The sequence below is a fragment of the Streptomyces sp. NPDC046716 genome (assembly GCF_040645755.1).
GTDB lineage: Bacteria > Actinomycetota > Actinomycetes > Streptomycetales > Streptomycetaceae > Streptomyces.
Genome location: NZ_JBEYYU010000108.1, coordinates 1 through 14512 on the forward strand (window position 1 = coordinate 1; position 14512 = coordinate 14512).

Annotated in this window: 18 protein-coding genes; 8 read left to right on the forward strand and 10 right to left on the reverse strand. The window is 69.6% G+C overall.

Annotated features, from left to right (window positions below):
* Positions 1-123: 123 nt before the first annotated feature.
* Together ABZ930_RS40160 and ABZ930_RS40165 are read right to left on the reverse strand one after the other, a co-directional pair.
* A complete protein-coding gene (locus tag ABZ930_RS40160; protein ID WP_361560131.1) occupies positions 124-336 on the reverse strand; it encodes a hypothetical protein in 213 nt (70 codons plus the stop codon).
* Positions 337-410: 74 nt separating this feature from the next.
* Positions 411-1793 (reverse strand): glycine--tRNA ligase, encoded by a 1383-nt coding sequence (locus tag ABZ930_RS40165; protein WP_361560134.1) that lies wholly within the window; start codon positions 1791-1793, stop codon positions 411-413.
* A 188-nt stretch (positions 1794-1981) separates the two neighbouring features.
* On the opposite strand from ABZ930_RS40165, the gene ABZ930_RS40170 reads away from it, so the two are divergent.
* From ABZ930_RS40170 to ABZ930_RS40185, 4 genes are all read left to right on the forward strand, one after another.
* A complete protein-coding gene (locus ABZ930_RS40170; protein ID WP_361560137.1) occupies positions 1982-2977 on the forward strand; it encodes a metal ABC transporter substrate-binding protein in 996 nt (331 codons plus the stop codon).
* Positions 2974-3786, forward strand: a complete 813-nt coding sequence (locus ABZ930_RS40175) for a metal ABC transporter ATP-binding protein (protein WP_361560141.1) — start codon at positions 2974-2976, stop codon at positions 3784-3786. Before ABZ930_RS40170 ends, ABZ930_RS40175 begins: the two co-directional genes overlap by 4 nt.
* Position 3787: 1 nt before the next feature.
* Positions 3788-4684 (forward strand): metal ABC transporter permease, encoded by an 897-nt coding sequence (locus ABZ930_RS40180; protein ID WP_361560144.1) that lies wholly within the window; start codon positions 3788-3790, stop codon positions 4682-4684.
* 67 nt (positions 4685-4751) lie between these two features.
* A complete protein-coding gene (locus ABZ930_RS40185) occupies positions 4752-5153 on the forward strand; it encodes a Fur family transcriptional regulator (RefSeq protein ID WP_361560147.1) in 402 nt (133 codons plus the stop codon).
* Between the two features lie 66 nt (positions 5154-5219).
* Here the strand turns inward: ABZ930_RS40185 and ABZ930_RS40190 are convergent, their stop codons facing one another.
* The 3 genes from ABZ930_RS40190 to recO form a co-directional block, all read right to left on the reverse strand.
* Complete coding sequence (locus ABZ930_RS40190) at positions 5220-5756, reverse strand: YcxB family protein (RefSeq protein ID WP_361560150.1); 537 nt, start codon at positions 5754-5756, stop codon at positions 5220-5222.
* A 76-nt stretch (positions 5757-5832) separates the two neighbouring features.
* A complete protein-coding gene (locus ABZ930_RS40195) occupies positions 5833-6666 on the reverse strand; it encodes an isoprenyl transferase (protein WP_361560153.1) in 834 nt (277 codons plus the stop codon).
* Positions 6667-6694: 28 nt separating this feature from the next.
* Positions 6695-7444, reverse strand: coding sequence for a DNA repair protein RecO (gene recO / locus ABZ930_RS40200; RefSeq protein WP_361560155.1), 750 nt, complete (start codon positions 7442-7444; stop codon positions 6695-6697).
* 75 nt (positions 7445-7519) lie between these two features.
* On the opposite strand from recO, the gene ABZ930_RS40205 reads away from it, so the two are divergent.
* Entirely contained in the window at positions 7520-8083 is a 564-nt protein-coding gene (locus ABZ930_RS40205; protein WP_361560158.1) for a cysteine hydrolase, read from the forward strand.
* 144 nt (positions 8084-8227) lie between these two features.
* Here the strand turns inward: ABZ930_RS40205 and ABZ930_RS40210 are convergent, their stop codons facing one another.
* Positions 8228-8443 (reverse strand): hypothetical protein, encoded by a 216-nt coding sequence (locus tag ABZ930_RS40210; protein WP_361560161.1) that lies wholly within the window; start codon positions 8441-8443, stop codon positions 8228-8230.
* Complete coding sequence (locus tag ABZ930_RS40215; protein WP_361560164.1) at positions 8440-8682, reverse strand: hypothetical protein; 243 nt, start codon at positions 8680-8682, stop codon at positions 8440-8442. The genes ABZ930_RS40210 and ABZ930_RS40215 overlap by 4 nt, the downstream gene beginning before the upstream one ends.
* 115 nt (positions 8683-8797) lie before the next feature.
* Here ABZ930_RS40215 and ABZ930_RS40220 point away from each other — a divergent pair, with 115 nt between their 5' ends.
* Both ABZ930_RS40220 and ABZ930_RS40225 read left to right on the forward strand, forming a co-directional pair.
* Entirely contained in the window at positions 8798-9631 is an 834-nt protein-coding gene (locus ABZ930_RS40220) for a helix-turn-helix transcriptional regulator (RefSeq protein ID WP_361560167.1), read from the forward strand.
* Positions 9613-9804 carry a DUF397 domain-containing protein gene (locus tag ABZ930_RS40225; protein WP_361560170.1) on the forward strand — a complete coding sequence of 64 codons (192 nt, stop codon included), beginning with the start codon at positions 9613-9615 and terminating at the stop codon, positions 9802-9804. The genes ABZ930_RS40220 and ABZ930_RS40225 overlap by 19 nt, the downstream gene beginning before the upstream one ends.
* Here ABZ930_RS40225 and ABZ930_RS40230 read toward each other — a convergent pair.
* The 3 genes from ABZ930_RS40230 to leuA all read right to left on the reverse strand — a co-directional run bounded on the left by ABZ930_RS40230 (position 9801) and on the right by leuA (position 12989).
* Positions 9801-10346: a cysteine hydrolase family protein gene (locus ABZ930_RS40230; RefSeq protein WP_361560173.1), complete on the reverse strand. Its 546-nt coding sequence runs from the start codon at positions 10344-10346 to the stop codon at positions 9801-9803. The genes ABZ930_RS40225 and ABZ930_RS40230 overlap by 4 nt on opposite strands.
* A gap of 29 nt (positions 10347-10375) precedes the next feature.
* A complete protein-coding gene (locus ABZ930_RS40235; RefSeq protein WP_361560176.1) occupies positions 10376-11080 on the reverse strand; it encodes a TerB family tellurite resistance protein in 705 nt (234 codons plus the stop codon).
* Positions 11081-11267: 187 nt separating this feature from the next.
* Positions 11268-12989 (reverse strand): 2-isopropylmalate synthase, encoded by a 1722-nt coding sequence (leuA, locus tag ABZ930_RS40240; RefSeq protein ID WP_361560179.1) that lies wholly within the window; start codon positions 12987-12989, stop codon positions 11268-11270.
* 291 nt (positions 12990-13280) lie between these two features.
* On the opposite strand from leuA, the gene ABZ930_RS40245 reads away from it, so the two are divergent.
* Positions 13281-14375, forward strand: coding sequence for a M4 family metallopeptidase (locus ABZ930_RS40245; protein WP_361560182.1), 1095 nt, complete (start codon positions 13281-13283; stop codon positions 14373-14375).
* Positions 14376-14512: the final 137 nt, after the last annotated feature.

The following is a 14512-nucleotide window of genomic DNA, read 5'->3' on the forward strand; positions in this document are numbered from 1 at the left end:
CAAGGCCGAGTACGTCCAGTACGAGGCCCTGCACCCGGCACGACGAGAGCACGCACCAGACGCCGCGGGGCCGCCCTCCGGGCGACGAGGGGAGTGTGAAGACAGGCCCTAGGCCCCGGCACCTCAGTCGCCGCCGGCCGCCGGATCCACCGTCGCCTGGTGCTCCTGCTCCAGATGTTCCTCGGCCTTGAGCCACGGCAGGAACTGCGCCGTTCGTCGCCAGCCGCACGTCTCGCACGTCAACTGGCGCTGCATACCCGCCTTTTCGACCCGCACGACATGTCCGCGCCCGTGCTGGTCCCAGCGGCTGACCTTGCTGCTCGTCATGTGAGGCACACGCCGCAGTGTGCAGCAAAAAGCCCCGGCCCACCGCCGAAACGGCGGGCCGGGGCTTTCGTCACATCCCTGGATCAGCAGCCGACCAGGCGGGTGGCCAGGTAGCCCTCGATCTGGTCGAGGGAGACGCGCTCCTGCTTCATGGTGTCGCGCTCGCGCACCGTCACCGCGTTGTCCTCGAGGGTGTCGAAGTCGACCGTGACGCAGAACGGCGTGCCGATCTCGTCCTGGCGGCGGTAGCGGCGGCCGATGGCACCGGCGTCGTCGAAGTCGATGTTCCAGTTCTGGCGCAGCGCGGCGGCCAGGCCCTTCGCCTTCGGGGACAGCTCGGGGTTGCGGGAGAGCGGGAGCACCGCGACCTTCACCGGGGCGATGCGGTGGTCGAAGCGCATGACCGTGCGCTTCTCCATCTTGCCCTTGGCGTTGGGCGCCTCGTCCTCGAAGTAGGAGTCGAGCATGAACGCCAGCATCGTGCGGCCGACACCGGCCGCGGGCTCGATGACGTACGGCGTGTAGCGCTCGCCCTTCTCCTGGTCGAAGTAGGAGAGGTCCTGGCCGGAGGCCTTGGAGTGCGCGGACAGGTCGTAGTCCGTGCGGTTGGCGACGCCCTCCAGCTCGCCCCACTCGCTGCCGCCGAAGCGGAAGCGGTACTCGATGTCAGCGGTGCGCTTCGAGTAGTGGGAGAGCTTCTCCTTCGGGTGCTCGAACCACCGCATGTTCTCCTCGCGCAGGCCGAGACCGGTGTACCAGTTCCAGCGCTGCTCCATCCAGTACTCCTGCCACTGCTCGTCCTCGCCGGGCTTGACGAAGAATTCCATCTCCATCTGCTCGAACTCGCGGGTGCGGAAGATGAAGTTGCCGGGCGTGATCTCGTTGCGGAAGCTCTTGCCCATCTGGGCGATGCCGAACGGCGGCTTGCGACGCGACGTCGTCTGGACGTTGCCGAAGTTGGTGAAGATGCCCTGCGCGGTCTCGGGGCGCAGGTAGGCGACCGAGCCGCTGTCCTGGGTCGGGCCGAGGTGCGTGGAGAGCAGGCCGGAGAACTGCTTGGGCTCGGTGAAGGCGCCCTTGGTGCCGCAGTTCGGGCAGTTGATGTCCGCCAGGCCGTTCTCGGGGACGCGGCCCTTCTTCTCCTCGTACGCCTCTTCCAGGTGGTCCGCGCGGAACCGCTTGTGACACGCGGTGCACTCGGTGAGCGGGTCGGTGAAGGTGGCGACGTGGCCGGAGGCCTGCCAGACGTCGGTGGCCAGGATCACCGACGAGTCGATACCGACGACGTCCTCGCGCGCGGTGACCATGTAGCGCCACCACTGACGCTTGAGGTTCTCCTTCAGCTCCACACCCAGCGGGCCGTAGTCCCAGGCGGCGCGCTGGCCGCCGTAGATCTCGCTGCAGGGGTAGACGAAGCCACGGCGCTTGCTGAGGCTGACGATGGTTTCGATCTTGTCGGCGGCCACGGTGCTCTCTTCATTACGACGGCGGTGAGCGCGCTGGATACGCGCTCCGGGAGCGAATGCCTCAGGTTACCGGCGGGACCGTCCCCCGAACCAAATCGATTCCTGGTCACAGAGCGGGACCGAGCGGGACGAAGGTCTCGCGAAGAGCTTGTTGACAATCGTTTCCACTTTTGTTGAAAATGAGTGTCATGAACGTACGCCGCTCTCCGCGTCCCCGCCGCCGCCTCATATCCACCACCGCCGTCGCCGGCACCACGGCGCTCGGCATCGCCCTGCTCTCCGCCTGCTCGTCTTCCACGGCGGCGGACGGCAAGGGCGGCGGAAAGGACGGCAAGCTCGACGTCGTCGCGTCGTTCTATCCGATGCAGTACCTGGCCGAGCAGATCGGCGGCGACCACGTAGCCGTCACCAACCTGACCGAGCCGGGCAAGGAGCCCCACGACCTGGAGGTCAGCGCCCAGCAGCGCGGCCAGCTCGAAGAGGCCGACGTCGCGGTCTACCTCAAGGGCCTCCAGCCCTCCGTCGACGAGGCGATCAGCCAGTCCGGCATCGGCACCAAGGTCGACGCCACCTCCCTGACCGAGCTGGAGAAGCACGGCAGCGAGGTCGGCGGGCACGCCGACGAGCACGACCACGACCACTCGTCCGAAGAGGGCGGAGAGGGCACCGACCCGCACATCTGGCTCGACCCGGTGAAGTACGCCGAGGTCGCCGAGGGCGTCGGCAAGGCCCTGGAGAAGGCCGACCCGGACCACGCGGCCGAGTACAAGAAGAACACCGCGACCCTGGTCGACAAGCTGGACGGCCTGAACAAGAAGTACGCGGACGGCCTGAAGAACACCGACAGCAAGGTCTTCATCACCACCCACGCCGCCTTCGGCTACCTCGCCGAGCGCTACGGCCTCACCGAGGAGGCCATCAGCGGCCTCGACCCGGAGAGCGAGCCCAGCGCCGCCCGCGTCAAGGAACTCCAGAAGATGGCGAAGGCCGACGGCGTCACCACCGTCTTCTACGAGACCCTCGTCAGCGACAGGACGGCGAAGACCCTCGCGGGTGACACCGGGCTGAAGACCGCCGTCCTCGACCCGATCGAGGGCATCACCGGCAAGTCCCAGGGTGACGACTACATCGCGGTCATGGAGTCGAACCTGGCGGCGCTCCAGAAGGCGCTCGGCACCAAATGACAGACGGACCAGGCGACCCGGAGGGCGGCGCGGACATGCCGGAGCACACCGAACCCGTGATCACCATGAGCAAGGTGACGGCCGAGCTGGGCTCGCGCCCCGTGCTGCGCGGCATCGACCTCACCGTCCGCCGCGGCGAGGTCGTCGCCCTGCTCGGCGCGAACGGCTCGGGCAAGTCGACCGCCGTGCGCAGCATCATCGGGCAGGTCCCGGTCACCGGCGGCGGGATAGAGCTGTTCGGGACGCCACGCGGCCGGTTCAGGGACTGGGCGCGCGTGGGTTACGTGCCTCAGCGCACGACCGCCGCGGGCGGGGTGCCCGCGACGGTGACCGAGGTCGTCTCCTCGGGGCGGCTGTCCCGCGCCCGGTTCGGCATCCTGCGCCGGTCCGACCGCGAGGCGGTGGCCCGCGCCCTGGAGTCGGTGGGCATGGCCGACCGCGCCAAGGACTCCGTCGACGCCCTGTCCGGCGGCCAGCACCAGCGGGTGCTCATCGCCCGCGCGCTGGCCGCCCAGCCGGAGCTGCTGATCATGGACGAGCCGATGGCGGGCGTCGACCTGGCCAGCCAGGAGGTGCTGGCCGCGACGCTGCGCGAGCAGGTCGCGGCGGGCACCACCGTGCTGCTCGTGCTGCACGAACTCGGCCCGCTGGAGCCGCTGATCGACCGGGCCGTCGTGCTGCGCGACGGCTGCGTCCGGCACGACGGGCCGCCCCCGAAGGCCGTCGGCCAGCACGCGCTGCCCGGCCACGACCACGTCCACCCGCACTCCGCCGAGGCGGAGCCCGTACGCACCGGACTGCTGAGCTGACATGGAATTCCTCGACTTCGCCTTCATGCAGCGGGCGCTGCTTGCCGCCGTCCTCATCGGCATCACGGCGCCCGCCATCGGCATCTACCTCGTCCAGCGCCGCCAGGCCCTGATGGGCGACGGCATCGGGCACGTCGCGATGACCGGTGTCGGTCTCGGCTTCCTGCTGTCCACGTCGCCCGTGTGGATGGCGATGGCGGTCTCCGTGCTCGGCGCGCTGATCATGGAGCTGATCCGCTGGTACGGCAAGACGCGCGGTGACATCGCGCTGGCCATGCTCTTCTACGGCGGCATGGCGGGCGGCGTCATGCTGATCAACCTCTCGCCCGGCGGGTCGACCGCCAATCTCAGCTCGTACCTCTTCGGCTCGCTGGCGACGGTCTCCCCGGCCGACATCACGGCGATCTGCTGGCTCGCCGCGTTCGTGGTCCTGGTGACGGTCGGGCTGCGCCGACAGCTCTTCGCGGTCAGTCAGGACGAGGAGTTCGCGCGGGTCACGGGCCTGCCGGTGCGGGCGCTGAACCTGCTGATCGCGGTCACCGCCGCGGTGACGGTGACCGTCGCCATGCGCGTCGTGGGACTGCTCCTGGTGTCGGCCCTGATGGTGGTGCCGGTCGCGGCGGCGCAGCAGCTGACCCGCAGCTTCCGGGCGACGTTCATCGGGGCGGTGGCCATCGGGGTCGTGGTGACCCTGAGCGGCACCGTCACCTCGTACTACCAGGACGTGCCGCCCGGCGCGACGATCGTGCTCCTGACGATCGCCGTCTTCATCGTGCTGACCCTGCTGGCCACGCCGCTCGCCCGGCGCCGGGCGCGGGCCCACGCCGCGGCCGCCGGCGATCCGGCCGCGTGCCCGATCCCGGAGCAGCAGGCCCCGGCCACCTCGCTTCATGGCTGACCCCGCCACCGCGGCGCCTGGCACAATGGCGGCCGTACGAAGGTGGCAGGGATGTGAGGAGGAACCCGTGGCAGCCCCGGTTCGAGGCAGGTCGACCCGCCAGCGCGCGGCAGTTGCGGCGGCGCTCGACGAGGTCGACGAGTTCCGCAGTGCCCAGGAACTGCACGACGTGCTCAAACACAAGGGCGACTCGGTCGGCCTGACCACGGTCTACCGCACGCTCCAGTCCCTCGCCGACGCCGGCGAGGTCGACGTGCTGCGCACCTCCGAGGGCGAGGCCGTGTACCGGCGGTGCTCCTCGGGTGACCACCATCACCATCTGGTCTGCCGCATGTGCGGCAAGGCCGTGGAGGTCGAGGGGCCCGCGGTGGAGAAGTGGGCGGAGGCGATCGCCGCCGAGCACGGGTACGTGAGCGTGGCGCACACCGTGGAGATCTTCGGCACGTGCGCGGAGTGCGCCGCGGGCTGACCGGTTTCGTCGCCGGGTGCCGCCCGGTGGCCTCTTCTCGCGCAGGCGCCGCAGCCGAAGAAACACTCAGATCCGGCGGATGTGCCGGTCCAGCAGAGCCCGGAGCGCGTCCACGCCTCCGGGCTCCCGCAGGCCGCGCTTGGGCAGCACGGTGAGGCAGGAGACGTTCTTGTCGCCGCTGAGCAGGACGAACAGGTCCGCGGTCTCGGCGTAGTGCGGGGCGGCGACCCAGTTCAGGTGGCTGCTGCCGCCCGAGTTGGTGACGGTGGCGCCGGTGTCGTCGACCGTGGCGCGGTACCCGTCGTGGCGAGCCGCGAGCTTGTGGAACTGGCGGGCCATGAGCCAGGGCTGGAGGACGAACAGCAGCACGACGACGAAACCGCCGATCACCAGCGAACCGGTGTCGAACCCCTCGCCGTTCGCCAGCGGCACCACCGCGGCCCCGACGAACGCGGCCACGGCGATCAGCGCGAACCGCTGCGTCCGCCGTGCGCGGCTCGACGCCTTGGCCCGCGCCTTGAGCGCCTGTCTCATGTCGTCCCGCGTCGGCTGGTACTCCAGCTCGACGAACTCCCCCACCGTGGTGTCCGCACGGTCTTCCATGAGCCCTCCCCAGGACTTCGTTCATGATGGAACCGAGGGGAGGGTATCCCGGGCCGGGGGCCGGGGCCGGCGGGCTCTAGCCCTCCGCCTCCAGCTGCATCAGCACCTCGTTCGGCGTGGCTCCGCCGAAGCGCCGGTCGCGCGACGCGTACTCGACGCAGGCCCGCCACAGGTCGCGGCGGTCGAAGTCCGGCCACAGGACGTCCTGGAAGACCATCTCGGCGTAGGCGCTCTGCCACAACAGGTAGTTGGACGTGCGCTGTTCGCCGCTGGGCCGCAGGAACAGGTCGACGTCCGGCATGTCCGGGTAGTACAGGTACTTCGCGAACGTCTTCTCGCTGACCTTGGACGGGTCGAGCCGCCCGGCCCTCACGTCCTCGGCGAGCGCCTGCGCGGCGTCGGCGATCTCGGCGCGGCCGCCGTAGTTCATGCAGAAGTACAGGGTCAGCTTGTCGTTGTCCTTGGTCTGCTCCTGGGAGATCTCCAGCTCCTTGGCGACCGACTTCCACAGCTTGGGCATCCGGCCGACCCAGCGCACCCGCACCCCCAGCTCGTCGAGCTGGTCGCGGGTCTTGCGGATGAAGTCGCGGTTGAAGTTCATGAGGAACTTCACCTCGTCCGGGGAGCGCTTCCAGTTCTCGGTCGAGAACGCGTAGAGGGAGATGGCGCCCACGCCCATCTCGATGGCGCCCTGGAGGACGTCGAGCACGCGCTCGGCGCCGACCTTGTGCCCCTCGGTGCGCGGCAGCCCGCGCTCCTTGGCCCAGCGGCCGTTGCCGTCCATCACGATGGCGACGTGCTCGGGGACCAGCTCGCCCGGGATCTTCGGCGGCCGCGCGCCCGACGGGTGCGGTTCCGGTACGACGTACTCGCGTCGTGACGACCGGCCGAGAATTCCGCGACGTGCCATGGTGGTGGGCCTCTCCCCTAGCTCAGCTCTAGCTTTTCTCTACGTAGCGCAGCGAGCGCAGTCCGCGCTCCAGGTGCCAGTGCAGGTACGCCGACACCAGCCCGCTGCCCTCCCGCACGAAGCGTCCTTCGCACGCGTCCGCAGTCTGCCAGTCCCCGCTGAGCAGCGCGGCGAGCAGGGTGAGGGCCTGCGGTGACGGTACGACGCTGCCCGGTACCCGGCAGTCGACGCAAACCGAGCCCCCCGCGCCGACGGAGAAGAACCGGTTGGGACCGGGCATCCCGCACTTCGCGCAGTCGGTGAAGCTGGGCGCGTAGCCGTTGACCGCGAGGGAGCGGAGCAGGAAGGCGTCCAGGATGAGGTGCGGCTCGTGCTCGCCCCGGGACAGCGTGCGCAGGGCGCCGACGAGGAGCAGGTACTGCTGGACGGCCGGCTCGCCCTCGTGGTCGGTGAACCGTTCGGCCGTCTCCAGCATGGCGGTGCCCGCGGTGTAGCGGGCGTAGTCCCGCACGATGCCGCCGCCGTACGCGGCGATCGTCTCGCTCTGCGTGCACAGCGGAAGCCCGCGCCCGACCAGCTCGCTGTTGCGCGCGAAGAACTGCACGTCGACGTGGGAGAAGGGTTCGAGCCGCGCCCCGAACTTCGACTTGGTGCGCCGCACGCCCCGGGCGACGGCCCGCACGCGCCCGTGCCCCCGCGTGAGCAGCGTGATGATGCGGTCCGCTTCGCCCAGCTTCTGGGTGCGCAGCACGATGCCGTCGTCGCGGAACAGACTCATGGCACTCATTCTCCCTCACCCCCACCTCTTCCTGTGAGACTGGCCGGGATTCCCGACGGAGACGAGGTGGCGGGCATGGCGGGCGGCGCACTTCTGGTGATGGACGTCCAACGGGACGTCGTGGCCATCGCCGACGACGGTTCCGGCTATCTGCCGCGCCTGCGCTCGGCGATCGACGGCGCCCGGGCCGCGGGCATTCCCGTGATCTACGTGGTGCTCGGGCTGCGGCCGGGAGACCCTCTGGTCAGCCCCCGCAACAAGGTGATGGGGAACGTCGTGCGGGCCGGGCTGTTCACCGAGGGCGCCCCCGGCACCGGGATCCATCCCGACATCGCGCCGCAGGAGGGCGACGTCGTGGTCACCAAGCGGCGCGGGAGCGCGTTCTCGGGCAGCGACCTCGACCTGGTCCTCAGGGCCCGCGACATCGACCGTCTCGTGCTCACCGGCATCGCCACCAGCGCCGTGGTGATGTCCACGCTGTGGAGCGCCGTCGACCTCGACTTCGGCCTCACCGTGCTGGCGGACGGCTGTCTCGACACCGACCCGGAGGTGCACCGGTTCCTCATCGAGAAACTGTTCCCGCAGTGGGCGGAGGTACTCACCGTGGCCGACTGGCTGGGGGCCCTCGCACCGAGGTGACAGGACGGGCGGGCGGCGCCCCTGCCAGGCCGCCGCCCGCCCCACCACCTTGCGCGGCCCGACGGGGGGCGTAGGGGCCGCGCACCCTCCGTGTGCCCGCCGACCGGGCCCGCATGCCTGCCGCGCCCTCTTCCGAAGGCACCGTCAGGGCACCTCGCCCCGGCTCCGGCGGTTCTCGTACGCCGTCGCCGCGCGCAGCCGCTCCGTCGTCGTCGCCTCCCGCACCACGTCCGGCGGACAGTCCCACTCCCGGCCGCCGCCGAAGGGCCGCAGCTGCACGTACGGCCCCTCGTGTCCCATCACCCTGCCGACCTGACCCGTGCTCGTGTCGACGGCGTAGGAACCGATCGGGGGTTTCATGCGGTGGCGCTCCTGTCGTCCGGGTCTGACCTGAGCACGGCGGCCAGGCGCGCCGCCGCGTCAACCGAACAACGCCCCAATTCCACCAGGGGACACGGGGCAGTCCGCGCGATTGACCCTTGATCGAGTCCGAGCGACGGCAGCGCAATTCCCGCTTCCGCGAGCGCCGATCGCAATCCGTTCACCGTCTCTTCCGCCTCCTCCACGCACAGAGCCGCATGGTTCGTCCGTCCCGTCATCTGGCTCCCCTGCCCGATTCGATTTCACGCTTCGTGCCTCGACGGTGACGCTTCGGATCTACAGTGGGGAGGGGTCTGTGCACTACAAGTGCGGTGCCGAATCTGGGGGTTGGGCGTGGCCAATGGTTCGCGGCAGGCGGCGCGGGAGTTCTTCGGGCAGGAACTGAAGCGCCGGAGAGAGGAAGCCGGGCTCACTCAAGTGGAGCTGGGCATAAGGGTTTTCGTCTCCGGCGGTTACATCGGCCAATTCGAACAGGCAATTCGCAAGCCACAGTTGGATGTAGCCCAGAGGATCGACGACGTCCTGCAATCCGACGGTATTTTCGAGCGGATGTGGCGGAGCCTGATCGATGACCACCGGTACGCGGATTACTTCGCGGAGGTGGTCGAGCTGGAGCGGCTGGCCACGAGGGTCTGTCAGTTCGCGCCATCGGTCATCCCCGGGTTGTTGCAGACAGCCGCGTACGCACGATCCGTGACCATCGCGGCGAACCCGTTCGTCACCGACGAGTACGTGGAGGAGAAGGTCACCGCCCGCCTGGAGCGCGCGCAGATCCTCAGGGACGCTACAAGGCCCGAGTATTGGGCGACCTTGCACGAGAACACTCTGCGCCCTCCGGTTGGCGGTTCGGCCGCGATGGCCGAGCAACTGGACGCCATCGCCGCGCTGATGCAGCAGCGAGTGGCGTGGGTGACCGTGGTCCCGTACGCCGCCGGAGCACACGCCGCCATGGGCGGGCTGCTCCAGCTCATGGAGTTCGATGACGCACCGCCGGTCGCCTATACAGAGACGTCGTTTTCGGGAACGCTCATCGACGAACCGGCCGTGGTGAAGCGGGCCCAACGCGCATACGATCTGCTCAGGGTCGCCGCGCTGTCGCCGGAGGCGTCCCTGGCCCTGATCCGATCGGCGGCGGAGGATCACAGACGATGCGCGAGTTCGACCTGAGCAACGCCCGCTGGCGCACGAGCAGTTACAGCAACGGCGAAGGCGGCGAGTGCGTCGAGGTCGCTGACGGAGTCACCGGTCTCGTCCCCGTCCGGGACTCCAAGGTCGCCGACGGGGACGTCATCGTCGTCGGGGCCGACGCCTGGCAGGCGTTCGTGGCGCGGCTGCGCTAGCCCGCGCTGAAGTCGACCTCAACCGCCGGCAGCACCCGTACCCGGCGGTCGGGGAAGTCGATGTGCCGGTAGATCTCGTTGTGATGCGCGATGGACTGGTCCGCCGGGACGAAATCGGTGCCCTCGTCGCGGACGGACGTCGTATGCCCGTCGGCGACGAGGACGAGGTCGAAACCCCGGCTCAGCGCCTGCCGCGCCGTCGTCTCCACGCAGTTCTCGGTGGCGAAGCCGGTGATCAGCACCTCGGTGACGCCGAGCGAGCCGAGGACCGTGTCGAGGTCCGTGCGCAGGAAGGCGTCGGCCGTGGTCTTGGCGACCAGCGGCTCGCCCGGCGCCGGGTCGAGTTCGGGGACGACGCGCCAGCCGTCCGTACCGGGTTCGAGGCCGCCGCCGTGGTGCTGGACGGTGACGACGGGAACCCCGGCCGCCCGCGCCCGGGTGCGCAGCCCCGCGATGGCGGCGACGGTGGCGGCGGGCCGGTGCATGACCGGCAGCAGGGCGTTCTGCATGTCGATGACGAGGAGCGCGGGGGCATGGGACATGCGGTCACCCTAAGGGGCCGCCGGAAGCCTCAGCTGGGCGTCCTGGCGGCGGCCACGAGGAGCTGACCCACCTCGTCCGAGCACATCGTGAGCGCGGCGCCCACGGTGCCGAGGACATCGCGCTCGGCGGACGAGTACGGGCCGTCGGCGAGGGCGATGCGGGCACCCTGGAGCAGAATCGATTCCCGCCCGGCCGGAGCGAGATGCTGAGCCAGCGGGTCGAGCGCCTCGTGCAGCTCGATGGCGAGGGAGGCGCCGGACCCGGCGTGCTCCGGCATCCGCCCGGCATCGGTCACCAGCGCCTCGACGAGCGCCGCGAGCCGCTCCTCGGAGGCATCGTCGAACCCGGCGCCCCGCAGGACGCCCACGGCGCTCTCCAGGGACGTACGGGAGGCGGCCCCGCCCACGGCGAGGACGGCGAGGACCACGGTGTGCACGGCGTCGCGCAGCATCGCGGAGAAACGGTGCGTCGTCGGGTGGTCGAGGGCCTCGGTGCCGAATCGTTCCTGGCATGCCGCGCACTCCACCACGGGCCCGGTCTCGCCGCGCGGCAGCACCGGCACCCCGAGCACGAGGAACCGGCGGCGGCCCTCACGGCGCTGGTAGTTGCGGTCGCCGCCGCAGCCCGGGCAGAAGAACTCCCCGTCGCCCACGGTGGTCCATGTGGTGTGCACACCCAGGACCCGCGAGATCCCGGTCCCGGTCCGTCGCCCCAGTTCCCTGTTCGGCAGCACGTCGCACACCTCCGTAACGGCGCCGCAACATCGCGGCGTTGGCGTGATGTTAGCCACATTGGTGAGTCGGCGTCAGCACCTTGGTCACGCCCAGGTCACGGAGATCTTGTGACCATGGCCGAGATACGACCAGGCCCCGTACACCACGAACAGGTGTACGGGGCCGGGAAAGTCCAGCTCAACTGCCTCAGCGGGTCGCGCGGTTGACGGCGGAGACGACCGCCTTCAGCGAGGCACGCGTCGTATTCGCGTCGATGCCGATCCCCCACAGAACCTTGTCGCCGATGGCGACCTCGATGTACGAGGCGGCGACGGCGGAGGCGCCCTCGCTCATCGTGTGCTCCTGGTAGTCCAGCAGGCGGGCGTCGATGTCGATGCCCTGGAGCGCGTGGAAGAACGCGGAGATCGGACCGTTGCCCGTGCCGACCAGGACCTGCTCGACGCCGTCGACCTCGGCCTCGACCGTCAGCGTGTCGATGCCGTCGGTGTCGGTCGTCGTCTGGCCGGCCTTGACCTGGATGCGGCCCCACGGGTTGACGGGGTTCGGCAGGTACTCGTCCTGGAAGATGTTCCAGATGTCCTTCGGCGTGACCTCGCCGCCCTCGGCGTCGGTCTTCGTCTGGATGACCTTCGAGAACTCGACCTGCATGCGGCGCGGCAGGTCCAGGCTGTGGTCGTTCTTCAGGACGTAGGCGATACCGCCCTTGCCGGACTGCGAGTTGACCCGGATCACGGCCTCGTAGGACCGGCCGACGTCCTTGGGGTCGATCGGCAGGTACGGGACGGCCCACTCGATGTCGTCCACGGTGACGCCCTTGGCGGCCGCGTCGGCCTCCATCGCGTCGAAGCCCTTCTTGATGGCGTCCTGGTGGGAGCCGGAGAAGGACGTGTAGACCAGGTCGCCCACGTACGGGTGGCGCGGGTGGACCTCCATCTGGTTGCAGTACTCCCACGTGCGACGGATCTCGTCGATGTCGGAGAAGTCGATCTGCGGGTCGACGCCCTGCGAGAACAGGTTCATGCCCAGGGTGACCAGGTCGACGTTGCCGGTGCGCTCGCCCTGGCCGAACAGGCAGCCCTCGACACGGTCGCCGCCGGCCATGACGCCCAGCTCGGCGGCGGCCACGGCGGTGCCGCGGTCGTTGTGCGGGTGGATCGACAGGCAGACGTACTCGCGGCGCGACAGGTTGCGGCTCATCCACTCGAAGCGGTCCGCGTGCGTGGACGGCGTCGAACGCTCCACCGTGGCCGGCAGGTTGAGGATGATCTCGCGGTCCGGGCCCGGCTGGTAGACGTCCATGACGGCCTCGCAGACCTCCAGGGCGAACTCCAGCTCGGTGTCCGTGAAGATCTCGGGGCTGTACTGGTAGCCGAAGACCGTCTCGGGGCCCAGCAGCTTCTCCGCGTACTCCATCACCAGGCGGGTGCCGTCGACGGCGATCTGCTTGATGTCGTCCTTCGAGCCGCGGAAGACCACGCGGCGGAAGACGGGCGCCGTGGCGTTGTACAGGTGGACCGTGGCGCGCTTGGCGCCCTTCAGGGACTCCACGGTCCGCTCGATCAGGTCCTCGCGGGCCTGGGTCAGTACGGAGATCGTCACGTCGTCCGGGATGGCGCCCGGCTCTTCGATGATCGAACGTACGAAGTCGAAGTCCGTCTGCCCGGAAGCCGGGAAACCGACCTCGATCTCCTTGTAGCCCATCTTGACCAGCTGGTCGAACATCCGGCGCTTGCGCTCGGGCGACATCGGGTCGATCAGCGCCTGGTTGCCGTCACGCAGATCGGTGGAGAGCCAGCGGGGGGCCTTGGTGATCCGCTGGTCGGGCCAGGTGCGGTCGGGGATGTCCACCTGGTCGTACTGGCCGTACTTGCGGATCGGCATGCTGCTCGGCTGCTGGTGGTTCGGCATGATGCGTGGGGCTCCTCAGAGGTGGCCTTCTTCAGTCGGCCGACGGCGCAACGCCAAACTCCGCGGGGAGGGGGTCGGCCTCGACTACAGGCCCTCGCCGCGGCAGCTAAGGAGAAGCAGCCCGAAACGCATGATGCATCGCACCTTAGTCGAGTCGCGCCGGACGCGAGAACCCGTATCAGTATGCGGGACCGCATGAAGGTAACGGGTAAGAGGTGATCGATCCCTCTATTTCACTAATCATGGCTGCAGGTAGTGACAGCGGCATGACCCAGTGCCACATTGCGTCGCATGACCGCCAACCCCACCGCGGGGAACCCGTCCGGGTTCGAGCCCGTGTTCTGCACCATCGTGCCGCCGCACATCCTCGACAAGGCCGCCCGGTCCGGGGATCCCGCGATCTCCTCCCGGGCCCGCCGCTCGCTGGAGCGCGACTCCCTGGAGCGCACCCGTCGCCGGATGACCACCCTCGTCGGCCCCCGCGCCGCCGCCCCCACGTACGCCGACGCCGGGACGGCCCGGACGCCGCACCGGACCATCTACGACACCCGTCACACGACGGCGCTGCCGGGCCACAAGGTGCGCGGCGAGGGCGACGAGCCCGGCCAGGACGCGACCGTCAACCGCGCGTACGCGGGTCTGGGCGCGACCTTCGGGCTGTACCTGGAGAAGTACGCCCGCTTCTCGATCGACGGCAACGGCCTGGGCCTGAACGCGACGGTCCACTACGACGAGGACTACAACAACGCGTTCTGGAACGGCGAGCAGATGGTGTTCGGCGACGGTGACGGCGAGATCTTCCTCGACTTCACCCTCCCCGTCGACGTCATCGGCCACGAGCTGACCCACGGCGTCACGCAGTACACGGCGAACCTGGCCTACTACGACCAGCCGGGCGCGCTCAACGAGTCGGTCTCCGACGTCTTCGGCTCGCTCATCAAGCAGTACTCGCTCGGCCAGACCGCCGCCGAGGCCGACTGGCTGATCGGCGCCGGGCTGCTCGCGCCGCGCGTCACCGGCGTGGCCCTGCGCTCCATGAAGGCGCCGGGCACGGCCTACGACGACGATGTGCTCGGCAAGGACCCGCAGCCCGCCGACATGGACCACTTCGTGCGGACCAGCCAGGACAACGGCGGGGTGCACATCAACTCCGGCATCCCGAACCACGCCTTCTACATCCTGGCCGACGCGCTGGGCGGGCACGCCTGGGAGCGGGCCGGGCAGATCTGGTTCGACACGCTCACCGGCGGTGAGCTGAAGCCGGACAGCAAGTTCGCCGACTTCGCCCGCGCGACGGCGAAGTCCGCCAAGGCGCGCTACGGCGCCGCCGAGGAGTACCAGGCCGTACTGAAGTGCTGGGAGCAGGTGGGCGTGCCGGCGCAGTAGTCCCCGTTCGTTCGTCTGCGGCCCGGTGGCCTCTTCTCGCGCAGTTCCCCGCGCCCCTGGACGAGCGAAGCTCGTTTCAGGGGCGCGGGGAACTGCGCGACCAGCCACGACGGTGGCGCGCGTGATGACCTGCGTGA